The sequence below is a fragment of the Streptomyces sp. NPDC016677 genome (assembly GCF_055562815.1).
The window spans coordinates 64,736-88,725 of sequence record NZ_JBVHEO010000014.1 but is presented as its reverse complement, the minus strand read 5'-3'; the positions used below and the strand labels follow the sequence as shown (position 1 = coordinate 88,725).

The window sequence follows — 23,990 nt, the reverse complement described above, 5'->3', positions numbered from 1 at the left end:
GGGTGGTGGAGCCCGCCCATCATGCCCGATGCCGCCGCGCACGCGGCCACGGGCCGTGTCATACCTCGTGCTTGTAGGACTCCTTCGAGGACAGCTTCCCGTCGCTGAAGCAGAACCGGTAGACGATGTCCTCCTCGTCGTCCACGAAGTGCTCGCACACGGCGTCCTCGGGCAGCGGCGGGCCGTCCTTCTCCACGCCGTCGGTGAGCAGCGAATCGCCGTTCGGGAACTTCTTCCGCAGCTCCGCCTCGTCGTCGCCGACCCGGGCCGACTCGTACACGCTCGCCGGGATGACGCCGTTCTCCACCTCGTCCACGAGTTTCGAGCCCGCCCACACCAGAAGGGCGCCGATGCCCACGACGAGGACCACGGCGGTGAGGGCACATCCCAGGGCGACGTTCTTCCTGCTGCTCATGATGGTCGCGAACTCCTTGTGCGGATCGGTGCGTTCGATGACGTCACCACCGTCGCCCGCGGGGCCCCCGCCGGTCTGCCCCCGGAAGTCGCCGCCCGCGGCGACGAAAGTCGCGTCGTCCGCACGGGACGGCCGCTCGCCGTCGGCGTCGCCGCCGTACGGCAGTACACCCGCGAGCCGGAAACCGCCGTCGGGGGTGGGGCCGGTGTGCACCATGCCGCCGACCAGCCGGGCCCGCTCCCGCAGGCCCGTCAGTCCCTGGCCGCCGCTGATCGCGGGGGGCCCGGCCGGCGCCCCGGCCGGCACCGGCCCGTTGGCCACCTCGACCACCAGGCTGTCCGGTTCGTAGCGCAGCGCCACGGTGATCGGGGCGCCCGGCGCGTGCTTGTGGGCGTTGGTCAGGCCCTCCTGGGCGATGCGGTACACCGCGCGGTCCACGGCGGGCGTGAGGGCCCGTTCGGCGCCGGACCGGCGCAGCTCGACCGTCGTGCCCGCGGCCCGCGACGACGCGACCAGGGTGTCGACGGAGGCCGCCGCGCGGTCCGTCGAAGGCCCGGCGTCCCGGGAGCCGGGCGGGGCCGCCTCCGCGTCGTCCCGCAGGATGCCCACGGCCTCGCGCAGCTCCCGCATCGCCGACCTCGCGGCCTCCCGGAGGATGCCGACGCCTTCCCGCTGGCGGTCGTTCAGCTCCGGGTCCACCTCCAGCGCCCCGGTGTGCACGGCGATCAGGGCGAGCTGGTGGCCGAGGCTGTCGTGCATGTCCTGGGCGATGCGCTGCCGCTCCAGCAGCCGGGCCTGCCGCGCCACCATCGCCTGTTCGCGCATCAGTTGGGCGTTGTGCCGGCGCAGGGCGTCGAGCAGGGCGTGGCGCTGGGCGCGGTACCGGGCGGCGAGCCCCGGCACGACCGCCATCACCAGGAACGGGCTGCCGCCCAGCGCGACCGCGACCAGCGGCGACGACCGGAGCACCTCGTCGGTCGTGACGGTGAGGACGGCGTAGAGCACGAGTCCGGCCGCGTACGCGGCCAGCGCGCGCGCCGGACGTCCGATGCGGCTGCCCGCCGACCAACTGGCGCAGATCAGCAGCGCGAACGTACCGAGGACCGACCCGGCCAGGGCCGACGAGACCAGCAGCACGGTGGCCGGCAGGGCGCGGCGGGCCAGCGACAGCACGGCGACGGCCAGGGCCAGGGCGACGCCCCGCGCCACGGACCCGGACTCCGTCGAGTAGAGCGAGCCCGCGATACCGGAGAGCGCCACGGCGAGTACGGCCTCCCCGACGATCCGCTTGCGGGGCCAGGGGGAGGCGGCGGCGAGCCGGTGACGGAGCGGCAGGCCGGTGCGGGGTGTTTCGACTGCGTCCACGCGCAGACGATAGAGGCTCGCCCCCGGGCGCCCGCATCCCTCCTTCGGCGCGGTCTCCGGCGACGAAAGTGAACGTCCGGCCGCCGAGGGCCTGTCCTCTTCGGTCGTTGCGGAGGGCGACTTACGGAGACTGCTCCGGGGCGGGGCGCGCGGTGACGATGGCTGTGCCGTACGCACACGGGCGACGGCGTGGGCACGGGCGTCTTCGGGAGGCAGCAGTGGACAGTGCGGGACAGTGGACCGGCGGACGTTTCACCGTGCGGCAGGAGGCCGCCCTCGCGGCCCGCCGGTACACCGTGCGGGAGTCGCTGCCGGACGGCTCCGACGGCGCGGTCCTCGCCGTCGCCGAGCTGAAGTGGTTCTCGCTCAAGGAGGAGACGGCCTTCTACGCCGACGAGTCGAGGAAGCGGGTCCTGTTCACCGTGACGGACCGCGGCCTCCGCGACCTCGGCGACGGCTACGACGTACGGGACGCGGAGGGCGACCTCATCGGCGCGTTCGAGGAGAAGTTCTTCACCTCCCTGGTGCGCTCGACGTGGGTCCTGGAACAGCCGGGTTCGCCCGCGGCCGTCGGGCGGGAGCACAACTGGTTCGTGGCCGTCCTCCGCCGCGTCTGGGGCTTCCTGCCGCTGGACCAGGTGCCGTTCCCGTGGCCGTACCACTTCGACTTCGAGGCGGACGGCGAGCCGGTGATGACGGTCGACAAGAAGCCCGGGCTGCGCGACCGCTATGTGGTGGACATGGCCGCGCCCGGTCTGGACCCGCGCCTCGCCATCGCCCAGGCCGTGGCGCTGGACGCGTTCCAGGGCCGCTGACCGGTACGCCCGGATCACGCCCTGCGACAATCCCGCCATGGACCTGAAGATCCCCGAACTGCCCTTCCCCTTGCGCACCTACGGCCCCGACGGCCACTGGTCCCACGAGGACGGCGTCCTCACCGGATGGGCCGGACCCCGGCAGGACCGTTTCGTGCCGCCCACCGACGAGGCACTGGACCCGGCCTCGGACGCGCCGCGCCTGCTGGGCGCGCCCGAGGGCGACTTCCAGCTGATCGCCCGCGTCACGGTCGGCTTCGCCGCCTCCTTCGACGCGGGCGTCCTCTACGTCCACGTGGGCGAGCGGGCGTGGGCCAAGCTCTGCCTGGAGTACTCGCCGGACGTGCCCACCGTCTGCACCGTGGTCACCCGGGGCCACTCCGACGACGCCAACTCCTTCACCGTCGACGGCGGTTCCGTCTGGCTCCGGGTGAGCCGCACCGGTCGTGCCTTCGCCTTCCACGCCTCCGGGGACGGCGAGCGCTGGACCTTCGTCCGCCTCTTCACCCTCGGCGACGAGACGGAGACGGGGGCCGCCCTGATCGGCTTCATGACCCAGTCGCCGACGGGGGAGGGGTGCGTGGTGACGTACGACCACATCGAGTACCGGCCCCACTGGCCGCATGACCTGCGGGACGGTAGCTGAGAGGCACGGGCCGGGGCGGCCGGGGAATGGAAGCGGCTCCTTGAATGTTCACGCAGTCGCCGGAGGGAGTCTCCGTACCCGTACGACCTGGAGTGCCGATCGCGATGCGCGTGGAAATCTGGTCTGACATCGGCTGCCCCTGGTGCTATGTCGGAAAGGCCCGTTTCGAGAAGGCGCTGGCCGCCTTCCCGCACCGGGAGCAGGTCGAGGTCGTGCACCGTTCCTTCGAGCTGGACCCGGGCCGCGCCAAGGACGACATCCAGCCGGTGATCGCGATGCTCACCAGGAAGTACGGCATGAGCGAGGCGCAGGCCGAGGCCGGTGAGGACAACCTGGGCACCCAGGCCGCCGCCGAGGGCCTGCCCTACCGCACCCGGGGCCGCGACCACGGCAGCACCTTCGACATGCACCGCCTGCTGCACTTCGCCCGCGAGCGGGGCCGCCAGCCACAGCTGCTCGACCTGCTGTACCGGGCGAACTTCGCCGAGGAGCGGTCCGTCTTCGACGACGACGAACGCCTCGTCGGGCTGGCCGGCGCCGCCGGTCTCGACACGGACGCGGCGCGCGAGGTCCTCGCCGACCCGACGGCGTACGCCGACGAGGTGCGCGCCGACGAGCGGGAGGCCGCGCGGCTCGGCGCGAACGGTGTGCCGTTCTTCGTCCTCGACCGGGCGTACGGCGTCTCCGGCGCCCAGCCCGCCGAGGTCTTCGCACAGGCACTCACCCAGGCGTGGCAGGCGCGGGCGCCGCTCGCCATGGTCCAGGGCACGCAGGCGGCCGTGGAGGGCGGCGACGCCTGCGGCCCCGACGGCTGCGCGGTGCCGCGAGCCGGAGAACACGATGGACGGGGGACGGCCGGGGCCGCACAGTAGGGGGCATGCAGAGCTTCGATCGTCTCGTCCGTGCCGAGTTCCGGCCGGAGACCGTCTATCTGAACACCGCCACTCTGGGGCTGCTGCCCGCCCGGTCCGTCGCCGCGCTGCGGGACGCGGTGGCGTCCGTGGCGGCCGGGCAGCCGTCGGACATGTTCGCCGACGTCGAGGCGTCCCGGGCCGCGTTCGCGCGGATCGCCGGGGTGCCCGTCTCCCGGGTCGCCGTCGGCGCGTCGGTCGCCGTCTACAGCGGCGTGATCGCGGCCTCGCTGCCGCCGGGCGCCGAAGTCCTCACCGCCGAGGACGACTTCAGCTCCCTGGTCAACCCCTTCCACGTACGCGGCGACCTCAAGGTGCGGGCCGTGCCGCTGGAGCGGATCGCCGAGTCGGTCACCGCGGACACCGCCCTCGTCGCCGTGAGCGCCGTGCAGTCCGCCGACGGGCGGCTCGTCGACCTGCCCGCACTGCGCGCCGCCGCCCGGGAGCACGGCGCGCGGATCTTCCTGGACGCCTCCCAGTCGGCCGGCTGGCTGCCGCTGGCCGTCGCCGACGTCGACTACGTCGCGGTCGTCGCCTACAAGTGGGTGCTGTGCCCGCGCGGGGTCGCCTTCCTCGTCGTCCCCGAGGACCTGGGCGGGCTGACCCCGCTGTTCGCCGGCTGGGCCGCGGGCGAGCACCCCTGGCAGAGCACCTACGGTCCGGTCCAGGAACTGGCCCGCTCCGCCCGCCGGTTCGACGAGAGCCCCGCCCTGCTGTCCTACGCCGCCGCCCGGCACTCCCTGGCACTGATCGAGGAACTCGGGGTGGACGCCGTGCACGCCCACGACCTCGCGCTCGCCGACCGGTTCCGGGCCGGGCTGGCCACGCTCGGGCACGAGCCGGTGCCCGCGCCGGGCTCGGCGATCGTCTCGGTGCCCGGACTCGGCCGGCGGCAGGGCGAGTTGAGCCGGGCCGGCATCCAGGTCGCCGACCGGGCGGGCAACCTGCGCGTCGCCTTCCACCTGTACAACACGGAGGCGGACGTCGACCGGCTGCTGGACGCCCTGGGGTGACGCGACCGGGCCGGTGCCTCCCGTACCGCACGAGGAGGCACCGGCCCGGTGGCCGCGTCAGCCGGTCACCTCACCGGCGTGAAGTCCCGCGCGCCGATGAACTCCGGACGCCGTACCGGCGCCGCGAACGGCTCCACCGCCGCGTTCTCCACGCTGTTGAACACGATGAAGACGTTGGAGCGGGGGAACGGGGTGATGTTGTCCCCGGACCCGTGCATGCAGTTGCAGTCGAACCAGGTCGCCGAGCCGGCCTTGCCGGTGAACAGCTTGATGCCGTACTCCGAGGCCATCTTGGTCAGCCCCTCGTCGGACGGCGTGCCCGCGTCCTGCATCTGGAGCGACTTCTTGTAGTTGTCCTTCGGCGTCTCACCCGCGCACCCGAGGAACGTCCTGTGCGACCCCGGCATGATCATGAGTCCGCCGTTGGTGTCGTGGTTCTCGGTCAGCGCGATGGAGACCGACACCGTACGCATCCGCGGCAGACCGTCCTCGGCGTGCCAGGTCTCGAAGTCCGAGTGCCAGTAGAAACCGCTGGCGCCGAAGCCCGGCTTGACGTTGATCCGCGACTGGTGGACGTAGACGTCCGAGCCGAGGATCTGCCGGGCACGGCCCACGACCCGCTCGTCGCGCACGAGCCGGGCGAAGACCTCGCTGATCTTGTGCACCTCGAAGACGGACCGGATCTCCTTGGACCGCGGCTCGACGATCGAGCGTTCGTCGGCGCGGATCTCCGGGCTGGTGACGAGGCGGTCCAGTTCCTCCCGGTAGACGGCGACCTCGTCCGGCGTGATGAGCTGGTCGATGGCGAAGAAGCCGTCGCGCTCGAAGGACTGCAGGTCGCTCGGCCCGAACGGCCCGGGCGCGTCGGGCGCGCCCCAGACGACCGGGTCCTGGCGGGGGGTGGCCACCTCGGTGGCGCCTCGGGTGGGGTAGAGATCGGTGACAGTGGTCGCGGGGGTCTCGGTGGTCGCGGTCACGGGTTCCTCACACCTCCTCGGTGAGCAGCGGGTAGGTGCCGTTCTCGTCGTGGTCCTCCCGTCCGGTCACGGGCGGGTTGAACACGCAGATGCAGTGGAAGTCCTCCTTGACCTTGAGCGTGTGCCGCTCGTGGCCGTTGAGGAGGTACATGGTGCCGGGCGTGATGTGGTACGTCTTCCCGGTCTCGCGGTCGGTCAGCTCGGCGTCGCCCTTGGTGCAGACGACGGCCTCGATGTGGTTCTGGTACCACATGTCCGTCGACGTGCCCGCGTACAGGATGGTCTCGTGGACGGAGAAGCCGACGCCCTCCTTGGCGAGGACGATGCGGGTGCTCTCCCAGGTCCCGCCCTCGGACTTGACGTGCCGGTCGGTGCCCTTGAATTCGTCGAAGGAACGGACGATCACGGTGTGGCGATGCCTCCTACTCGGGTGTTACAGGGGGGGTGCGGAACCGTCTCAGACGGTCTCGCGGACGGCTCGGGCGAGGGTCTTCATGCCCTCGTCCAGCTCGTCGGGGGTGAGGGTGAGGGCCGGGAGCAGTTTGACGACCTCGCTCTCCGGGCCGGACGTCTCGATCAGCAGCCCGTGCTCGAAGGCGCGCTTGGCGACACGGCCGGCGCGGTCCTTGTCGTGGAACTCCAGGCCCCAGACCAGGCCGCGACCCCGGTACTCCTTGATGTCGGCGAGGTTCTCCTCGGTGATCGAGATCAGGTGCTGCTCGATCCGCTCGCCGCGGGCGCGGGTCTGCTTCTCCATCGCGGAGCCGTCGGCCCAGTAGGTCTCCAGGGCGGCGGTCGCGGTGACGAAGGCGGGGTTGTTGCCGCGGAAGGTGCCGTTGTGCTCGCCCGGCTCCCAGACGTCCAGTTCGGGCTTGAACAGGCACAGCGACATCGGCAGGCCGTAGCCGCTGATGGACTTGGAGACGGTGACGATGTCCGGCGTGATGCCCGCCTCCTCGAAGGAGAAGAAGGCGCCGGTCCGGCCGCAGCCCATCTGGATGTCGTCGACGATCAGCAGCATGTCCTGCCGCTCGCACAGCTCGGCGAGCGCGCGCAGCCACTCCAGGCGGGCCACGTTGATGCCGCCCTCGCCCTGCACGGTCTCCACGATCACGGCGGCGGGCTTGTTCAGGCCCGAGCCCTGGTCCTCCAGGAGCCGCTCGAACCACAGGAAGTCCTCGACCGTGCCGTCGAAGTAGTTGTCGAACGGCATCGGGGTGCCGTGCACCAGCGGGATGCCGGCGCCGGCCCGCTTGAAGGCGTTGCCGGTCACGGCGAGCGAGCCCAGCGACATCCCGTGGAAGGCGTTGGTGAAGGAGACGATCGCCTCGCGGCCCTTGACCTTGCGGGCCAGCTTCAGCGCGGCCTCCACCGCGTTGGTGCCGGTCGGACCGGGGAACATGACCTTGTACGGCAGGTCACGGGGGCGCAGCACCAGGTTCTGGAAGGTCTCCAGGAAGCGGCGCTTGGCGGTGGTCGACATGTCGAGACCGTGCGTGACGCCGTCCCGCTCCAGGTAGTCGATCAACGCCCGTTTCAGCACGGGGTTGTTGTGCCCGTAGTTGAGCGACCCGGCTCCGGCGAAGAAGTCGAGGTACTCGTGGCCGTCCTCGTCGTACATGCGGCTGCCGTGCGCGCGGTCGAAGACGGTGGGCCAGCCGCGGCAGTAGCTGCGTACCTCGGACTCCAGGGTCTCGAAGACACTCAGGTCGGGCTGGGTGATGGTCACGACGAATCGCTCCTCGGTGCGGTGAGGGGTGAGGTGAGGGAAGTCGAAGTCGGTGGGGGTCCGGTGTCAGCGGGCCGCTGACAGGGGGCCGATGCGGTACAGGACCTCGGGCTCGTGCGGTCCGTCGGGGAACAGACCGGCGTCGAACAGCGTCTCTCGCTCCAGCGCGGCGCCGTGGCGCTCGGCGAACGAGGTGAACAGCCGTCGGGAGGGGAGGTTGTCCGGGCTGATGGTCGTCTCCAGCGTGGTCAGCGCCTGCTCCGTCACGGCGCGCGCGACCAGACCGTCGAGCAGTTGCGCGGCCAGTCCACGACCGCGGTACGCCTCGTCCACCGCCACCTGCCAGACCAGCAGGGTGCCGGGACGGTCCGGCCGCACATAGCCGGTGACGAACCCGACCGCCTCGCCGCTCGCCGCGCGAGCGACGGCCGAGGTCGCGGCGAAGTCACGGCACCACAGCAGATAGGCGTAGGAGGAGTTCAGGTCCAGGACCTTCGAATCCCTCGCTATACGCCACAGCGCGGCTCCGTCCGCCACTCTCGGACGATCGATGTGCAGGTCTGCTTGTGCGGCAGTCATGCAAATTGAACTTACCCAGGGAAATGCAAAATTGCATCGCCGGGCGGGGTTACGAATGGCGATGGCGTGTGTTATCACGCGGGCGCGAGTGGTCGCAGGAGGGGCCTGGGGTTTGTGGTGATTTGCCCGGGACTTATGGTGCGAAACGGACCGCTTGTGTAACGGGTCACAATCAGGTAACCCGGTGGAAGCGTTCGCGAAATCTTAGTGTTTAGCCCTCGGGAAAGCGGGCAGAAGAATACGGGAAGCTGCCCTGGAAAGAATTCTGAATTGTTTTTGATTATCTCCCCGAAGGAATCCCGAATTCAGATCCCGTTACGCCTGCCAGGCGCCCTCGGCGGCCCGGTGGGCGCCTTCCGGATCGGTCGGCAGGCCCTTCTCGGCCAGCGCGGCGCCGAGCGCGTCCAGACAGCCGCGGACGGCCCCGCGGGTCGCGTGCGGCCCGTAGTGGTTGACCCGGATCATCTCCTTGGCCAGCGCGCCCCCGCCCGCGGCCAGCGGCAGCGCCGGGTCCAGCTCCAGGGCCCGCGCCACCAGCTCCGAGGCGTCCAGGCCGGCCGGCGCCCGCAGCGTCGTGGCGACCGGCGCCGCGTCGCGCGCCGCGCGCACGTACGGCGTGAGGCCCCCGCCCAGCGCCAGGGCTCCCGCGCGGGTGGCCGCCGCGGCCGAGGCGTGCCGCGCCATGACCGACGCCGCGCCCGCCGCCTCGATCCGCTGCACGCACGCCTCCAGGGCGAGCATCTCCAGCTGCGCCGGAGCGTGCGGCAGCGCCGTGCGCCCGCCGTCGATCCAGCGCTCCTTCCAGTCCAGGAGGGAGAGGTACGACCGGCGCGGCGCCCCGGGGTTCGCCGCCATCCGCGCCCAGGCCCGCTCGCTCACCGACACCGCCGACACCCCGGCCGGACCGCCCATCGCCTTCTGCGCCCCGATCACGCACAGGTCCACGCCCCAGGCGTCCGGCTGTACCGGCTCGGCGCCCACGGAGGCCACGGCGTCCAGGTAGAACAGCGCGCCGTGCTCCTTCACCACCGCGCCGATCTCCGCGACCGGGTTGGTGTTCCCGGTCGCCGCCTCGGCGTGCACCAGCGACACGAAGTCGATCTCCGGGTGCGCGGCCAACGCCTCCCGCACCCGGTCCGCCGTCACCGCCTCGTGGAAGGGCACCGCCAGGTCGTGCACCGTCGCGCCGCAGTCCCGCAGCCAGTCGCCGAAGGTCTGCCCGTACGGTCCCGTGATCACGTTCAGCGCCACGGTGTCCGGCCCGGCCGTCCCGCGGATCGCGCCCTCCAGCGGCAGCAGCGCCTCGCCCTGGGTGATCACCACGTCCTGTGCGGTGCCGAGCAGCCGCGCCACCCGGTCCTCGATCGCGGCGAAACGGCCGGCGCTCAGCGGGGGGAGGTCCAGGAAGGGGTTGGTCACGGTGGCGCTCTCTTCACTACAGCACAGGGGTCACTGCACACGGGTCGGCGTACGCGGGGCGTACGGGTCGAGGGTAACCGCGGCACGCCTCCCGACTCGCGCCGGAGCCCGTCCGTTGCGACACGGTCACGCCCGGAACCCTGGCTTCCGCTACGGCGGCGGGCGGTCACCCGACCGCACGGCGAGCCCTCGCGGGGGCTGACTAGGCTGCGGGACATGAGCGATGGCGCGGTGCTGCACGTGAAGGGCCGGGTGCTCGTCGGACCGGAGGAGGTCCGCGACGAGCTGTGGGTGATCGACGGCAGGGTCTCCTACGACCGTCCGGCCGGCGCCCGGGACGTCCGTACCGTCGAGGGCTGGACCCTGCCCGGCCTGGTCGACGCCCACTGCCACGTCGGCCTCGACCGGCACGGGGCGGTCCCCGCCGACGTCGCCGAGCGGCAGGCGCTGGCCGACCGGGACGCGGGGGCGCTGCTGCTGCGGGACGCGGGGTCGCCCTCCGACACCCGCTGGGTGGACGGCCGCGAGGACCTGCCGAAGATCATCCGGGCCGGGCGGCACATCGCCCGCACCCGCCGCTACATCCGGGGCTACGCCTGGGAGGTGGAACCCGAGGACCTGCCCGCCTACGTCGCCCGGGAGGCCCGGCGCGGCGACGGCTGGGTCAAGCTGGTCGGCGACTGGATCGACCGCGACCTCGGGGATCTGTCGGCGTGCTGGCCGCGCGGCGCGGTGGAGGCGGCCATCGCCGAGGCCCACCGCCTGGGCGCCCGCGTCACCGCGCACTGCTTCGCCGAGGACTCCCTGCGCGACCTGGTGGAGGCGGGCATCGACTGCGTCGAACACGCCACCGGTCTCACCGACGAGCTGATCCCGCTGTTCGCCTCCCGGGGCGTCGCGATCGTCCCCACCCTGGTCAACATCGCGACCTTCCCGGACCTGGCCGCCGGCGGCGAGGCCAAGTTCCCCCGCTGGTCCGCCCACCTCCGCCGGCTCCACGCCCGCCGCTACGACACCGTCCGCGACGCCCACGACGCCGGGGTCCCGGTCTACGTCGGCACGGACGCGGGCGGCACGCTGCCGCACGGGCTGGTGGCGGCGGAGGTCGCGGAACTGGTCACGGCCGGCATCCCGCCGCTCACCGCCCTCTCGGCCGCCACCTGGTCGGCCCGCGCCTGGCTCGGCCGCCCCGCCCTGCGGGAGGGCGCCCCGGCCGACCTGGTGGTGTACGAACGGGACCCCCGGGCGGATGTGCGGGTGCTGGGGGTCCCGTCGCGGGTGGTGGTGAACGGGCGGGTCGTGGGGTGACTTCCCGGTGACCCGCCCGTCCACCACCTCTCAGTCGCCCAGGAACCACAGGTACCGGTGCGGTTGTCGTTCGACTTCGCGACAGAGCCGCTCGATCTCCGTCACGGCCTCCTGACCGAGCAGGTCACGGACGGCCGGGTCCGCGGTCTCCCTGAGCAGCCGTCGGGTCTGCCGTGAGTTGAACATGGTGTCCGCGTAGGGCAGCAGGCTGCCCAGGAACGGAAACCTGTCCTCGTCGATGCGCTGGAGAGCCGTCGCCCAGTCGAGTCCGCAGGACCCGCGCGAGACGATGTCGCCGCTCCCCGTGCGCACCTGAAGGTTGATCATGGACTCCCTCGTTCAGTTCGGATGGACGCTGGTGACATTGCCGTTCTCCACCCATACCGCGATGGAGAACAGGGGATTGTTGTCCGCGTCGTAGCCGACGGGGTTGGTGCGGCCCGTGATGGTGAGGATGTGCTGGTGGGCCGAACCGGTACCGACGTTCAGGCCGTCGATCGGTTTCTTCATCGCCAGCCGGGCCCAGTTGCGGATGTGGCCGGGGGTGACCCAGTCGTCGAACTTGGACTTCTCAGGCCACTCCGTCCAGGCGTCCGTGTGGTTCGGGTCGTGCCTGGGCAGGATGTGTTCGTTCATCACCTGGTCGGAGACGGAGCCGTCCCCGCAGTTGTGCACCAGTGCGGGCACGCCCCCGGCCATCACGTAGTACGTGTGCAACCCCTCGACCGAGAAGTTGTGCACCGTCGCCTCGGCCGTCCGGGACGTCACCGCCGTGATCCGGACCCAGTTGCCGCTGCCCGTGCTCAGCCACTGGCCGCGTTCCAGGTCGCCGGCCTCGACCCACCGGGCCAGGTCCGGCAGCCAGAACGGGTGGCCGTCGGTCGCGGTGAGGGTGGAGGTCCTGCCGCCGGCCCGGCCGTCCGTGTCGACGGTGATGGTCACCAGGTGCTTGGTGCCGTCGCCCTCGATGGTGCGGGTGACCGTGCGGGACTGGGCGTCGTCCGTCTCCACGTCGGACGCGGCGACCCTGTCGCCCTCCTCGATGTCCTCGATGGGCCTGGTCGTGCCGTCCGCCATCAGGACCTCGGTGCCGGGCACGAAGCTGTTGCCCAGCTTGCACGCCGCGCCGCTGGCCGGCGGGGCCTCGGGGACCTTCGGCGGGGCCGGCGCGGGGGCGGCCGGCGCCGCCGGCGCGGGGGCCGGGTCGGCCGGGGCCGGAGCCGGGTCCGGGTCCCGCGGTGTCGTCGGCGCGTCCGGCGTCGTCGCCGCCGGAGGCGTGCCGGCGTCCGCCGCGCGTCCCGCGTCCGCCACGTTGTCCGCCGCGCGGGCCGCGTCGCCCGCCGTGTCGACGGCGTCCAGCGCCCGGTCGCCGTAGCGCGCCGCCTTCGCCGCCGTCGCCCCGTACCCCGCGAACGGGATCGCCGAGGCGCAGGACAGGCCGGCGTCGACGTAGTTGCCCTCGGCCGCGTACCAGCCGCAGTTGGCCAGGTCGGCGACCTCGCCCACGGCCGGGATGAGACCCACCACGTCCAGGGCCGCGTGCCCGATGTCGGACCAGGACAGCCCGAACAGGTGGCCGTCGATCTCGATGAAGGAGACCGGGTTGCCGCCCGCGAAGGCGTACCGGTTGCCGGTGAAGGGGTCGGTCGTCAGCCCCATGTCGGCCAGCGCGCCGCCGTACATGTCCCGGGTCAGGAACCGGTTCAGGCCCGGGTCGTACTGCCGGAAGCCCATGTCGTACGTGCCGGACGTGGTGTCGTAGCGCTTGGCGTTGAAGCGGTAGGAGTTGTACGGCTCCGACGGCTCCTCACCACCCGCTCCCGGCGCGTCCGCGCCCGTGAACTGGGCGTTGTCGTTCTTGCCGTAGGCGGTGTACCCGTACGTCGTCTCGGTGTTCCCGTCCTCGCCGGTCAGGGCCTCGACGTCACCGTGCGGGTGGTACAGGAACTGCGCGGTCTCCGGGTCCGCGTTCTCGTCGGCCTCCTCGTCCTTGATCTGCGTCAGCTTCTGGCCCCAGGACGCGTACTGGAAGGCGGTCGTGCCCTCGTCGGTGACGGACTCCTTCAAGGAGTGCGACGTGATGCCCAGGTAGGTGAACAGGGTCGTCTTCGCGTCGTCGCCGCTGCCCGCCGTCTCCTTCACCGTGCGGTCGAAGGCGTCGTACGTCATCCGCGTGGTCTTCGCAGCCTCCCCGGCGCCCGCCGTGACGGACTCCGGCCGGTCGAAGCCGTCGTAGCGGTACTTCTGGATCGTCTCGCCGCCGAAGGAGACGGTGTCGAGCCGGCCCAGCGGGTCGTAGTTGTACGTCGAGGACACACCGTCGGCGGTGGAGGTCAGCAGGCGGTTGCGGTCGTAGCGGTGGGTGGTGGTGGTGTCGTCCACCGTCTGCCACACCACGTTGCCGGCCGCGTCGTGCCGGTACTCCTCCGTCGCCTCGTCGTCGCCGGACTTCGCGACCTTCGCGATGCGGTCCCGCGGGTCGTAGGTGTACGCGTAGGTGTTGTCGATGGTCGAGCCGTGGTCGTCGGCGTCCATCAGCTTCAGGACGTCTTCGAGCTTGTGACCGTTGGCGGTGTACTTCAGGGCGTGCTCGGCGACGACCGTGCCGTCGGGCTTGTGCTCGCTGGTCTTCTTGGTGGACCCGTCGAGGTAGTAGTCGACGGTGAGCACGTTGCCGTTGGGCTTGGTCTGCTTCGCCAGTTCGCCGCGGGCGGTGTACTCCAGGGTCGTGACCTGCCGGTCCCCGGCCGTGGGCGAGTCGGCGTTGGTGATCCGCTGCACCCGGTCCAGGGCGTCGTACTCCAGCTTGCTCCAGGTCAGGTCGTGGGTGGTGGTGAGCGGGTTGCCGTTGGCGTCGTAGGTCAGCGCCGTCGTGTTGCGGACGGTGTCCCCGGCGTGCTCGACGACCTTGCTGAGCTGGTTGAGGCCGTCGTACTCCAGGGTGTAGCGGTCGACCTGGACCCCGGGGCTGTTGTCCGTGATCTCGGTCTGGTTGCCGTTGGCGTCGTAGCGGTAGGCGAAGTCCTTGGCCTCGTTGTCGGTGTCGCCCTCGTTGTCGCGGACCAGCCGCACGGCGTCGGCGACGACCGTGCCGGTGGCCTCGTCGGTGAGGGTGACGGCCTGCCCGGGCTCCTCGGTGAAGGCGTACTCGCCCAGGGACCGCCACTCGCCCGGCAGCTCCGTCTGGTCGAGGGTCCGGGTCTCCGTCCCGTCCTTGTGCTTGATCTCGTACCTGGCGTCCTTCGCCGCGCCGTCGACCTCCGGGTGGCGGACGTAGACGGTGTAGTCGCCGTCCTGCGGCACGGTGAGCTGCCAGACGAAGCGGGCCTCGCCCGAACCGGCCGGGTGGGTGTGGGCGTTGTAGCCGTACGACCCGGCGGGCGCCGTCTCCTCCCAGGTGCCCCGGGTGGCCGTGTTGTTGATGTCGGAGTTGTCGACCAGCGCGACCGCGAGACCGACCGGGACACCGTCGTCCGACCGGGACTTCAGCGCGCCGCTCGGGTAGAACGACGAGTTCAGCGTCCGGGAGACCGAACCGCCCGCGCTGGTCAGCGTGTTCTGGATCTGCTGGCCGAGGTCGTTGTACTCGTAGCGGTTGACGATGTCGTAGGCGTCCGTGGACGTCTTGATCCAGCCGGTGTCGAAGTAGGTGTACTCCGTCTCGTTGCGGACCGACTGGCCCTCGGACGGCGGCGCGCTGACCTTCGTCAGCCGGCTCACCTCGTCGTACGTGTACGTCGTCCGGTCCGGCGTGTCGTACCGGGTGTCGTCGGGGTCGTACGGGGTGAGCGTCTCCTTGACCCGGTTCAGCTCGTCGTAGACCGTCTCGGCGGCGAAGTCCCGGTCGTCGTCGCCGGTCTCCACCCCGCGCGGGGTGATGACGCGGGTCTGGTTGCCCACCTCGTCGTACTCGAAGCGGGTGGCGCGGGTGACGGAGTCGTCGTGCGGGGCGCGGGCCTCGACCAGGGCGGCGCGGGCGTCCAGGACCAGTTCGGTGCGGTTGCCGTCCGCGTCGGTGGTGGCGGTGGTCAGCCCGTCCCAGTCGTAGGTGCTCGTCGTCGACTTCCCGGCCGCGTCGGTGGTCTCCAGGAGCCGGTGGTCGAGGTCGTAGCGGAACCGGGTGGTGTAGTCGTCCGGGTCCTCGCTCTCGTTCTTGCGGGCGTCGCGGACCTCCACCAGGTCACCGACGTCGTTGTAGACCGCCGTGGCCCGCCCGCCGGCCGCGTTGACCGCCTCGACGGGCTGGTACACCTCGTCGTACTTCGTGGTGGAGGTGAAGTCGCCCGGCTCGTCGGTCAGGTTGCCCTTGGGCTCGGTGGAGGTGAGCTGGTTGCCTGCCTTGTCGTAGGTGAACGTCGACACCCGGGCCGGCGAGCCCTCCTCGTCGCCGGGCTGCGTGGACTTCACGAGCTGGTCGGCGGCGTCGTACTCGCTGGTGCCCCGCACCTCGTTCGGGGCGGTGAACACCAGGGTGTTGCCGTTGGCGTCGTACTCGGGGGCGGGCGTCACGATGAAGTCGCCGGCCTCCTGGTCCTTGGGCCGGCGGTTCTCCAGCGGACGGCCGAAGACGTCGTACGTCTGCGTGGTCGTCGCCCCGTTCGCCTCCTGCAGCCCGGTGACGTTGCCGCGCACGTCGTACGTGGTCTGCGTGCGGTTGCCGAGCGCGTCGACGAGGGCGCGCGGGTAGCCGGAGGGGTGGTAGTCCTCGAAGCGGGTGGTGTGCTCGTTGGCGTCGGTCGCGGTGGCGAGCCGGCCGCGGCCGTCGTAGGTGTTGGTCGACGTGTAGTCGCCGTCGGCCTCGCTCTCGACGCCCTTGGGGTCGGTGACCGAGGTCAGGTTGCCGCGCGCGTCGTAGCCGAACTCCCAGGTCCGGCCCTCCGGGGAGACCCTGCGCACCAGGTCGGCGATGTAGCCGTCCTCACCGGTGGCGTAGGCGAAGGTCGCGGCGGGACGGTCGTGCTCGACGCTCTCCGCGTCCCTGGTCTCCAGCGGGTAGCCGGTCTTCGGGTCGTAGGTCCAGGTGCGGGCGGCGCCGTTGTTCTCCTCCAGGCGCGTGACGTTGTTGTCCGCGTCCCAGGCCAGCTTCGTGGTGCGCTGCTTGGCGTCGGTGAGCTTCACCGGGCGGCCGTAGCTGTCCATCAGCTGGGCCGACGGATGGTCCTCGGCGTCCGTGACGACGGTCCGCACCGCCTTGCCGTCGTGCCCGTCGGCGTCCTCGTACCGGTAGCGGGTCAGCCCGCCGAGCCGGTCCTCGACCGCCTTGGTGCGGCCCAGGAAGGGGAGCTGGTCCTTGTCGTCGTGCGGGCCGACGTAGTCCAGGCGGGTCGCGTTGCCGCGCGGGTCGGTGATCTTTTCCAGCTTCACCGCCGGAACGTCGAGTTCCGTGCCGTAGTCGAACCGGAAGACCTTGCGCAGCTTCGCCTCGGCGTTCGCGCCGTCGGTGAGCCGCGCGAGCAGGCCCTTGGCGGTGAAGGTGAGGTCGACGCGGCGGCCGGAGATGTCGGTGACGGACTGGACGTTGCCGATGATCAGCGGGTTGAGCAGGTGGTCACCGGTGCGGACCTCGCCGTCCTTGTCGACGTACGCGTACTTCTCGCCCGTCTCCCAGTAGTCGAGGGAGAGGGTGCGCCGGCCCTCCGCGTCGGTGACGTACGCGAGCCGCTTGTGGCCGAGGAGGTGGCTCTCGTAGGTGAACTCCATCCGGTTGCCGTTCTTGTCCACCTGGGCGCTCGGATAGCCCTGGCAGTCGAAGAGGAACCGGGTGCGGTCCGGGCGCAGGAACTCCCACGCCTCCCGCTGGTGCGGCTTGAGCAGGCAGTCCTTCTCCAGCTGCTCGACCCGGAAGTGGACCCCGGCGGGGCTGTCCCAGCCGCCCTTCTTGTTCTTGCTGAAGACGTGGCTGGTGCCGTCGCCGTCGGTCAGCGTGATCTGCGCGGGCAGCAGCGCGGAGGGGTGGAAGTCCAGCGGGGAGCCCAGGCGCACCGGTGAGGACGCCTGGAGCGACCAGCCGGGACCGGCCGGGGTGTGCGAGGCGTCCTGCGAGTTGTACGCCAGCCGCAGGAAGGTCGAGAAGCCCAGGGAGGGGTTGGAGAAGGCGTCGTAGGACCAGACGGCGTTGCCCGCGTACAGGTTGCTCATCAGCGCCGAGCCGGCGCCGGTGTTCTTCCCGGCGTAGGAGTAGAAGTCCTCCAGGCCGAGCTGGCCGGAGGTCGGGTACTCGGCCGTGACCCGGTGGACGGAGGGCGGCACGCCGTCCGTCTCGGAGAGCCACTTCCCGGTGGTCTTCTCCCTGAGGTCCCACTCCAGGCCGAAGGCAAGCCGCTTGTCCAGCGGGTCGGCGAGGACGGGGGCCTTCAGCTCCGCCTCGAAGGTGACGCTGGCGCCGGGCGCCATGTCCTGCGGCAGCGGCGTGGCGTCCTTGTTGAGCAGGTTGGTGACGTCCTTGCCGCCCAGTGTCCAGCGGTACGACAGGACCCGCTCGCCCTTCTTCCACACCGTGTCCGTGGTGTTGGTGAGGGTCGCCTCGACGGTGTACCGCTCGCCGGGGACGACCCGGGCGGGCGTGTACGGCAGGAAGTAGGCCTCCGGGGCCGCGGCCTGCCCGAGGTCCGGCAGTTCGACCGTGCGTGCCGGGCTCGCCAGCAGCCTGCCTTGCGTGGTGCGCACCGCGACGCGGTAGGTGTACGCCGGTCCGTCGGCGCCCGCGCGGGCCGGGGCCGCCGTACGGTCGGTGAAGGCGCGGCTGTCGCGGCCGACGGGGGCGAGCAGCGTCTCGGCGCTCGGGGTGAAGTCCTTCGCCGTGGAGCGGTGGACCTCGTACTCCAGCAGGTCCTTGCCCTGGTAGGCGCTCCAGGTCAGCTCCGCGCCGGTGGGGTGGAGCGTGCGGGGCGCGCGGATCGTCACGCCCTTCGCCGCGCCGGCCACCCGCCAGGAGACGGGGGAGGAGCCGCGTCCTCGGTCCAGAGTGATACGGCCCGGGTCGCCGGCGGCCGCGGTCCCGTCGTCCCGGCCGTCGTCCCCGCCGTCGTCCCCGAAGAGGCGGTCCCAGAACCCGGGTTCGTCGTCGGCCCGCTCACTGTTGGAGCGCCAGCCCTCGCGCGGGTCACTGGTGTCGGGTCCGGCGGCGGATCTCTGATCGCCCTGCTGGGCGGGTACGGCCGGAGCCGAACCGAGGAGCAGCGCGGTCGCCGCGGCGCCGACCAGGGCGGCGCGCAGTCGTGACCGGGTGCGGAGGCGGGCTGGTAAGCGGGTGCGCAGGCGTGGTCTCGCCATGGCGGGCTCCTTGTCCCCGTAGACACAGAGTGCTCACAGAGAGCGCTCAGGCCCACTTGTGTACCAACGCCTCGCACAGGATTGTCAATGTCATGTCAAAAGTGAGGGGGTGAGTTCCGGACGGTTGTCCCGGCCCGCCGTTCCCGCCCCGCCGCCCCCCGCTCAGCCCCGCCCGACCGCCCGCTCCAGCGCCCGCAGGAAGCCGTCCGTCGTCGCCCGGTCCCGTACCGCCAGCCGCAGCCACCCCTCGTCCAGCCCCGGGAACGTGTCCCCCCGCCGGACCGCGTACCCCAGCTCCCGCAGCCGCCGGCGTACGTCGGCGGCCCCCGGCAGCCGTACCAGGACGAAGGGCCCCTCGGCCGGTTCCACCACCCGCAGCCCCCGACCGGCGAACCCCTTCAGCCCGGCGACCAGACGGTCCCGGTCGGCGGCGACGCGGTGGGCGGCGTGCGCGGCCTCCGCCAGCGCCCGCGGCCCCACGCACGCCTCGGCCGCCGCCAGCGCCGGCGTGGACACCGGCCACAACGGCTGCGCGCGCTCCAGCTCGCCGATGACGTCCGGCGCCGCCAGCACGTACCCGATCCGCAGTCCGGCCAGCCCCCAGGTCTTGGTGAGGCTGCGCAGCACCACCAGACCGGGCACGTCCGTGCGCCCGGCCAGTGCCTCCCGCTCGCCCGGCACCGCGTCCATGAACGCCTCGTCCACCACCAGCGTCCGCCCGGGCCGGGCCAGCGCGGCGACCGCTGCGGCGGGATGCAGCACGGACGTCGGGTTGGTCGGGTTCCCGACCACCACCAGGTCGGCGTCCTCGGGCACGGCCGCCGCGTCCAGCCGGAAGCCGTCCCCGGCGCGCAGCAGCACCCGGTCCACCGTGTGCCCCGCGTCCCGCAGCGCCGCCTCCGGCTCCGTGAACTGCGGGTGCACCACGACCGGCCGGCACACCTTCAGCGCCCGCGCCAGCAGCACGAACGCCTCCGCCGCGCCCGCCGTCAGCAGCACCCGCTCCACCGGCAGCCCGTGCCGCGCCGCCACCGCCGCCCGCGCCGCCCGGCCGTCCGGGTAGGCCGCGAGCGAGCCGAGCGAGGCCGCGAGGTGCTCGCGCAGCCAGGCCGGCGGGGTGCCCGCGCGGACGTTGACCGCGAGGTCCACCAGCGCGGCCCCGTCGCCCCGGACCTCGGCGTCGCCGTGGTGGCGCAGGTCGTGGCCGCTCCCGGCGGGCACGGTCCCCTCAGTGAGCATGGGAGTGCGCGTGCCCGTGGCCGTGGTGGTGATGGCCGTCGTCGTCGGGGTGGAAGTGCGGCTGCTGCGGCGCCCCCACCTTGTCCTCGAAGCCCGGCAGCGCGATGCGGTACACGCACGAGTCGCAGTTCATCCGCAGATCACCGCCCACCGCCTCCTCGTACCGCTCCCACACCAGGTCGAGCAGCTCCGGCTCCGGCCCGATGACGTCCGCCGAACGCACCTGGATCTCCGGACGCGCCCCCGCCCACTCCTCGGTCTGGAACCGGACCCGGTCCGGGAGGATGCCGGTGAACAGGAAGTACGGCAGCACCACGATCCGTCGGGCGCCGAGCCGCGCGCACCGCTCCAGGCCGCCCGGCACGTCCGGCCGCGCCAGCGACACGAACGCCGTCTCCACGCCCGCGTACCCCCGCCCCTCCCACAGCAGCCGCGCCGCCTTGAACACCTCGGCGTTGGCGTCCGGGTCCGTCGACCCGCGCCCGACCAGCAGCACGGTCACCTCGGCCGGGTCCCAGCCGGGGTCCATCGCCTCGGCCAGCCGCCGCTCGAGGACCCGCAGCAGCGCCGGGTGCGGACCCAGCGGACGGCCGTAGGTGTACGAGATCCCGGCGTGCCGTTCCTTCTCGCGGGCCAGCGCCGCCGGGATGTCGCCCTTGGCGTGCCCGGCGGACACCAGCATCAGCGGCACGGCGGCGAACCGGCGCACCCCCCGCTCCACCAGCTCGGCGACCGCGTCGCCCAGCGGCGGCGGGGACAGCTCGATGAACCCGCCGGCGACGGGCAGTCCGGGGTGGCGGCGGCCCAGCTCGCGCACGAAGTCCCGGAACGCCTCGGCCCCGGCGTCGTCCCGGGTGCCGTGTCCGGCGATGAGCAGGGCGGGCGGGGTGGTCACAACGTCTCCTCGGGGAATCGGGAAAAGTGAAGCGGTTCGGGGGTCATCGGGCGCTCTCCTGCCACCGGTAGCCGCGCGGCGTCACCATGCGCCCGGCGATCTCGCGGGTGGCGGTGTTGCCGACCGTCACGACCGTCATCATGTCGACGGCTCCCGGGTCCAGCGCGGCCAGCGTCGTCAGCCGGGCCGACTCGTCGGCGCGGGAGGCGTTGCGCACCACCCCGACCGGTGTCGCCGGCTCCCGGTGCTCCGCCAGGATCGCCAGCGCCTTGGGCAACTGCCAGTGGCGGCCCCGGCTGCGCGGGTTGTAGAACGTCACCACCAGGTCGGCCTCGGCCGCCGCCCGCACCCGGCGCTCGATGACCTCCCACGGCGTGTGCAGGTCGGACAGGCTGATGGAGACGTGGTCGTGGCCGAGCGGCGCGCCCAGCACCGCCCCGGCCGCCAGCGCCGCGGTCACCCCCGGCACCCCGACCACGTCGATGTCGTCGGACGCCTCGGCCAGCGCCGGCGAGGCCATGGCGTACACGCCCGCGTCGCCGCTGCCGATCAGCGCGACGGCGTGGCCGCGCCGGGCCTCCTCGACGGCGGTGCGGGCCCGCTCCTCCTCGGCGCCCAGCCCCGACTCCAGCACCCGGGTGCCGGGCCGCAGCAGGTCGCGGATCTGGTCGACGTACTGGTCCAGGCCGACCAGCACCGACGCCCGCCGCAGCTCGGCCGCCGCGCGCGGGGTGAGCAGGTCGCGGGCGCCAGGGCCGAGCCCGACCACCGCGAGCCGCCCGCGCCCCGGCCGCCGTACGACGGCGCAGGTCGCCATCGCCGGCCGGCCGTCCGCGCGCTCGGACTTCCGCTTGGGCACGAGGAGTTCACCGCCGCCCAGCAGGGCGGCGGCCTCCGCGACGGAGGGGGTGCCGACGGCGGCGAGCGGCGCGTCGGAGGGGTGGGGCACCTCGACACCGGCCAGTTCCCCGGCCGGGTACGTCACGAGCGGCACCCCGAGCCGCCGCGCCGCGGTCACGATGCCGGGCTCGGCCGCCTTGGCGTCCACGGTGGTGATCCGGGCCACGGACGCGGGGGAGAGCCCGGCCTCGCGCAGGGCGCCCTCGACGACACCGAGCACCTCCTCGGCGGGCGCGCCCCGGGACGCCCCGACCCCGACGACGAGCGACGGCGGACGCAGGACCACTTCCCCGGCGGTCTCCTCGACCAGCCGGTCCGTCACCCGGACCGTGTACGCCCCCTCGGCGGCCAGCGGCAGCGGCGGCAGCGGCCAGGACACCTCGGCCCGCAGCGCCACCGGCTCCCCGTCCAGCAGGGCCCGGGTCACCCCGGCGACATCGCCCTCGACGGGAAGCCCGAGCGTGTCCAGGCCCGGTACGCCCACCGCGTCCGTCGCCGTCGTCACCACCGGCTCGGCGCCCAGCACCCCGGCCACCTCGGCGGCGAGCCCGTTGGCCCCGCCGCCGTGCCCGCCGAGCAGCGACACCGCGAACCGTCCCGCCTCGTCGACGCAGACCACGCCCGGGTCGGTCCGCTTGTCCGCCAGCAGCGGCGCGACGAGCCGCACCACGGCCCCCGTCGCCAGGAAGCACACGAGCTGCTCGCACTGAGCGAACGCGGCCCGTACGGCGTCCGCGACCGGACCCTCGTAGACACGGGTGCGCTCGGGCCACGCGGCGGCCAGCCGGTCGCGGGCCGCCGCACCCGCCGCCGTGGCGGAGACAAGGCCGATCACTGGGGAACTCCTTCGGTACGGGTGGGGGCGTCGCCGGTCTTCCGGCCGCGCAGCGCCCTGCGGGCCTGGGGGTCGGCCTTGCGGTAGCCGTGGAAGTGGCCCGGGTGGTAGAGGTGCGAGCGGGTGCCGCGCGCGTCGAGGGCCGGACCGACCAGGAACAGCGTGTGCTTCCACAGCTTGTGCTCCTTGACCGTCTCCTCCAGCGTGCCGATCGTGCACCTGACGATCAGCTCCTCCGGCCAGGTCGCCTGGTAGGCGACGACCACCGGCGTGTCCGTCGGGTAGCCGCCCTCCAGCAGCTCCCGCACCAGCTGTCCGCTGCGGGCGGCCGACAGGAACACCGCCATGGTCGTGCCGTGCCGGGCGAACTCGCGGACCTCCTCCCCGGGCGGCATCGGCGTCTTGCCGCCGCCCAGCCGGGTGAGGACGACGGACTGCGCCACCTCCGGGATGGTCAGCTCCCGCCCCGCGAGCGCGGCGACGGCGGAGAACGACGACACGCCGGGCACGATCTCGGTCGCGATGCCGATCGCCGCGCACCGGTCGAGCTGCTCCTGCGTGCCGCCCCACAGCGCCGGGTCGCCGGAGTGCACCCGGGCCACGGCCAGACCCTCCCGGTGGGCCCGCTCGTAGACGGCGACGACGTCCTCCAGCGACATCGCCGCGGAGTCGAGCACCTCGGCGCCCTCCCGGGCGTGCTCCAGCACCTCGGCCTGCACCAGGCTGGCCGCCCAGATCACGACATCGGCCTCGGCGATGGCGCGCGCGGCACGGAACGTCAGCAGATCGGCGGCACCGGGGCCGGCACCGACGAAGGTCACCTTGCCCGCGGGGGCATCGGCATCGGCCATGGAATCGGGTCCTCTCCTACTCATACTTACTGCGGTTGCGGCTGTCGGACGCGCGGGGACGCGGGACGATCGGATAGCAAGGGCACATGGCGGTCTTCGTCGCGCTCGGCGCGTTCCTGATGACGCTGGCCGGCGGCTGGACGGCACAGCGCGTGACCGACCGCCGCCACCTGGTGCTGGGCCTGGCCGGGGGCCTGATGCTCGGCGTGGTCGGCCTGGACCTGCTGCCGGAGGCGCTGGAGGCGGCCGGCCGCGAGGTGTTCGGCGTCCCGGAGGCCCTGCTGCTGTTCGTCGCCGGGTTCCTCCTGGCCCACCTGGTGGAACGCCTGCTGGCCGCCCGCCGCGCCGCGCACGGCGCCGGCGAGGACGGTCACCACGCCCCCGAGGTGGGCCTGACGGCCGCCGCGGCGATGGTCGGGCACAGCGCGATGGACGGCGTGGCGATCGGCGCGGCCTTCCAGGTCGGCGGCAGCATGGGCGTGGCGGTCGCCCTGGCGGTGATCGCCCACGACTTCGCGGACGGCTTCAACACCTACACACTCACCAGCCTCTACGGCAACGCCCGTCGCCGCGCCGTCGCCATGCTGGTCGCCGACGCCTGCGCCCCCGTGCTCGGCGCGGCCTCGACCCTCCTCTTCAGCATCCCGGAACAGGCCCTCGGCGCCTATCTCGGCCTCTTCGGCGGCGTCCTGCTCTACCTCGCCGCCGCCGAGATCCTCCCCGAGGCCCACCACGAGCACCCCGCCCGCTCGACCCTGCTGTGCACGGTCGCCGGCGCGGGGTTCATCTGGCTGGTGGTCGGCATCGCCGAATAGCGCGGC

Annotated in this window: 18 protein-coding genes; 6 read left to right on the top strand and 12 right to left on the bottom strand. The window is 72.6% G+C overall.

Annotated elements, in window-relative coordinates:
* Positions 1 to 58: 58 nt before the first annotated feature.
* The gene (locus ACZ3IG_RS28650) at positions 59 to 1,780 is read right to left on the bottom strand and encodes a sensor histidine kinase (RefSeq protein WP_467435652.1); all 1,722 of its coding nucleotides are present in this window, start codon (positions 1,778 to 1,780) and stop codon (positions 59 to 61) included.
* A 218-nt stretch (positions 1,781 to 1,998) separates the two neighbouring features.
* Between ACZ3IG_RS28650 and ACZ3IG_RS28645 the strand changes: the two genes are divergently transcribed.
* The 4 genes from ACZ3IG_RS28645 to ACZ3IG_RS28630 all read left to right on the top strand — a co-directional run bounded on the left by ACZ3IG_RS28645 (position 1,999) and on the right by ACZ3IG_RS28630 (position 5,165).
* Positions 1,999 to 2,595 (top strand): LURP-one-related family protein, encoded by a 597-nt coding sequence (locus tag ACZ3IG_RS28645; protein ID WP_467435650.1) that lies wholly within the window; start codon positions 1,999 to 2,001, stop codon positions 2,593 to 2,595.
* Positions 2,596 to 2,632: 37 nt separating this feature from the next.
* The gene (locus tag ACZ3IG_RS28640) at positions 2,633 to 3,241 is read left to right on the top strand and encodes a DUF1349 domain-containing protein (RefSeq protein WP_467435649.1); all 609 of its coding nucleotides are present in this window, start codon (positions 2,633 to 2,635) and stop codon (positions 3,239 to 3,241) included.
* Between the two features lie 104 nt (positions 3,242 to 3,345).
* Positions 3,346 to 4,113 carry a DsbA family oxidoreductase gene (locus ACZ3IG_RS28635; RefSeq protein WP_467435648.1) on the top strand — a complete coding sequence of 256 codons (768 nt, stop codon included), beginning with the start codon at positions 3,346 to 3,348 and terminating at the stop codon, positions 4,111 to 4,113.
* 5 nt (positions 4,114 to 4,118) lie between these two features.
* Positions 4,119 to 5,165 (top strand): aminotransferase class V-fold PLP-dependent enzyme, encoded by a 1,047-nt coding sequence (locus ACZ3IG_RS28630; RefSeq protein WP_467435646.1) that lies wholly within the window; start codon positions 4,119 to 4,121, stop codon positions 5,163 to 5,165.
* 65 nt (positions 5,166 to 5,230) lie between these two features.
* Here ACZ3IG_RS28630 and thpD read toward each other — a convergent pair whose 3' ends face one another.
* The 5 genes from thpD to ACZ3IG_RS28605 all read right to left on the bottom strand — a co-directional run bounded on the left by thpD (position 5,231) and on the right by ACZ3IG_RS28605 (position 9,869).
* Positions 5,231 to 6,142 carry an ectoine hydroxylase gene (thpD, locus tag ACZ3IG_RS28625; protein WP_467435645.1) on the bottom strand — a complete coding sequence of 304 codons (912 nt, stop codon included), beginning with the start codon at positions 6,140 to 6,142 and terminating at the stop codon, positions 5,231 to 5,233.
* A 7-nt stretch (positions 6,143 to 6,149) separates the two neighbouring features.
* On the bottom strand, positions 6,150 to 6,548 hold the full coding sequence (locus ACZ3IG_RS28620; protein WP_403536595.1) for an ectoine synthase: 399 nt from the start codon (positions 6,546 to 6,548) through the stop codon (positions 6,150 to 6,152).
* Positions 6,549 to 6,599: 51 nt separating this feature from the next.
* Positions 6,600 to 7,871 carry a diaminobutyrate--2-oxoglutarate transaminase gene (gene ectB / locus ACZ3IG_RS28615; protein WP_467435643.1) on the bottom strand — a complete coding sequence of 424 codons (1,272 nt, stop codon included), beginning with the start codon at positions 7,869 to 7,871 and terminating at the stop codon, positions 6,600 to 6,602.
* Between the two features lie 66 nt (positions 7,872 to 7,937).
* Positions 7,938 to 8,450: a diaminobutyrate acetyltransferase gene (gene ectA / locus ACZ3IG_RS28610; protein ID WP_467435641.1), complete on the bottom strand. Its 513-nt coding sequence runs from the start codon at positions 8,448 to 8,450 to the stop codon at positions 7,938 to 7,940.
* Between the two features lie 315 nt (positions 8,451 to 8,765).
* On the bottom strand, positions 8,766 to 9,869 hold the full coding sequence (locus tag ACZ3IG_RS28605; protein ID WP_467435640.1) for a pyridoxal-phosphate-dependent aminotransferase family protein: 1,104 nt from the start codon (positions 9,867 to 9,869) through the stop codon (positions 8,766 to 8,768).
* Positions 9,870 to 10,085: 216 nt separating this feature from the next.
* Here ACZ3IG_RS28605 and ACZ3IG_RS28600 point away from each other — a divergent pair, with 216 nt between their 5' ends.
* Complete coding sequence (locus ACZ3IG_RS28600) at positions 10,086 to 11,177, top strand: amidohydrolase family protein (protein WP_467435639.1); 1,092 nt, start codon at positions 10,086 to 10,088, stop codon at positions 11,175 to 11,177.
* Positions 11,178 to 11,207: 30 nt separating this feature from the next.
* Here the strand turns inward: ACZ3IG_RS28600 and ACZ3IG_RS28595 are convergent, their stop codons facing one another.
* The 6 genes from ACZ3IG_RS28595 to cobM all read right to left on the bottom strand — a co-directional run bounded on the left by ACZ3IG_RS28595 (position 11,208) and on the right by cobM (position 23,169).
* Entirely contained in the window at positions 11,208 to 11,504 is a 297-nt protein-coding gene (locus ACZ3IG_RS28595; RefSeq protein WP_467435638.1) for a hypothetical protein, read from the bottom strand.
* A 12-nt stretch (positions 11,505 to 11,516) separates the two neighbouring features.
* Positions 11,517 to 18,449 (bottom strand): golvesin C-terminal-like domain-containing protein, encoded by a 6,933-nt coding sequence (locus ACZ3IG_RS28590; protein ID WP_467435637.1) that lies wholly within the window; start codon positions 18,447 to 18,449, stop codon positions 11,517 to 11,519.
* Positions 18,450 to 18,611: 162 nt separating this feature from the next.
* Complete coding sequence (cobC, locus tag ACZ3IG_RS28585; protein WP_467435636.1) at positions 18,612 to 19,688, bottom strand: Rv2231c family pyridoxal phosphate-dependent protein CobC; 1,077 nt, start codon at positions 19,686 to 19,688, stop codon at positions 18,612 to 18,614.
* A complete protein-coding gene (locus ACZ3IG_RS28580; protein WP_467435634.1) occupies positions 19,678 to 20,583 on the bottom strand; it encodes a sirohydrochlorin chelatase in 906 nt (301 codons plus the stop codon). Before ACZ3IG_RS28580 ends, cobC begins: the two co-directional genes overlap by 11 nt.
* 43 nt (positions 20,584 to 20,626) lie before the next feature.
* Positions 20,627 to 22,318: a precorrin-3B C(17)-methyltransferase gene (cobJ, locus tag ACZ3IG_RS28575; protein WP_467435633.1), complete on the bottom strand. Its 1,692-nt coding sequence runs from the start codon at positions 22,316 to 22,318 to the stop codon at positions 20,627 to 20,629.
* On the bottom strand, positions 22,315 to 23,169 hold the full coding sequence (cobM, locus tag ACZ3IG_RS28570; RefSeq protein WP_467435632.1) for a precorrin-4 C(11)-methyltransferase: 855 nt from the start codon (positions 23,167 to 23,169) through the stop codon (positions 22,315 to 22,317). The genes cobJ and cobM overlap by 4 nt, the downstream gene beginning before the upstream one ends.
* Positions 23,170 to 23,255: 86 nt before the next feature.
* Between cobM and ACZ3IG_RS28565 the strand changes: the two genes are divergently transcribed.
* On the top strand, positions 23,256 to 23,984 hold the full coding sequence (locus ACZ3IG_RS28565; RefSeq protein WP_467435630.1) for a ZIP family metal transporter: 729 nt from the start codon (positions 23,256 to 23,258) through the stop codon (positions 23,982 to 23,984).
* The last annotated feature ends 6 nt before the right edge of the window (positions 23,985 to 23,990 follow it).

Excerpts from the sequence above, each read along its gene's own strand:
- ACZ3IG_RS28640 (WP_467435649.1), top strand. The coding sequence starts at position 2,633 with ATGGACCTGAAGATCCCCGAACTGCCCTTCCCCTTGCGCACCTACGGC.
- ACZ3IG_RS28635 (WP_467435648.1), top strand. The coding sequence starts at position 3,346 with ATGCGCGTGGAAATCTGGTCTGACATCGGCTGCCCCTGGTGCTATGTC.
- ACZ3IG_RS28630 (WP_467435646.1), top strand. The coding sequence starts at position 4,119 with ATGCAGAGCTTCGATCGTCTCGTCCGTGCCGAGTTCCGGCCGGAGACC.
- ectA (WP_467435641.1), bottom strand. The coding sequence starts at position 8,450 with ATGACTGCCGCACAAGCAGACCTGCACATCGATCGTCCGAGAGTGGCG.
- ACZ3IG_RS28600 (WP_467435639.1), top strand. The coding sequence starts at position 10,086 with ATGAGCGATGGCGCGGTGCTGCACGTGAAGGGCCGGGTGCTCGTCGGA.
- ACZ3IG_RS28595 (WP_467435638.1), bottom strand. The coding sequence starts at position 11,504 with ATGATCAACCTTCAGGTGCGCACGGGGAGCGGCGACATCGTCTCGCGC.
- ACZ3IG_RS28590 (WP_467435637.1), bottom strand. The coding sequence starts at position 18,449 with ATGGCGAGACCACGCCTGCGCACCCGCTTACCAGCCCGCCTCCGCACC.
- cobC (WP_467435636.1), bottom strand. The coding sequence starts at position 19,688 with ATGCTCACTGAGGGGACCGTGCCCGCCGGGAGCGGCCACGACCTGCGC.
- cobM (WP_467435632.1), bottom strand. The coding sequence starts at position 23,169 with ATGGCCGATGCCGATGCCCCCGCGGGCAAGGTGACCTTCGTCGGTGCC.
- ACZ3IG_RS28565 (WP_467435630.1), top strand. The coding sequence starts at position 23,256 with ATGGCGGTCTTCGTCGCGCTCGGCGCGTTCCTGATGACGCTGGCCGGC.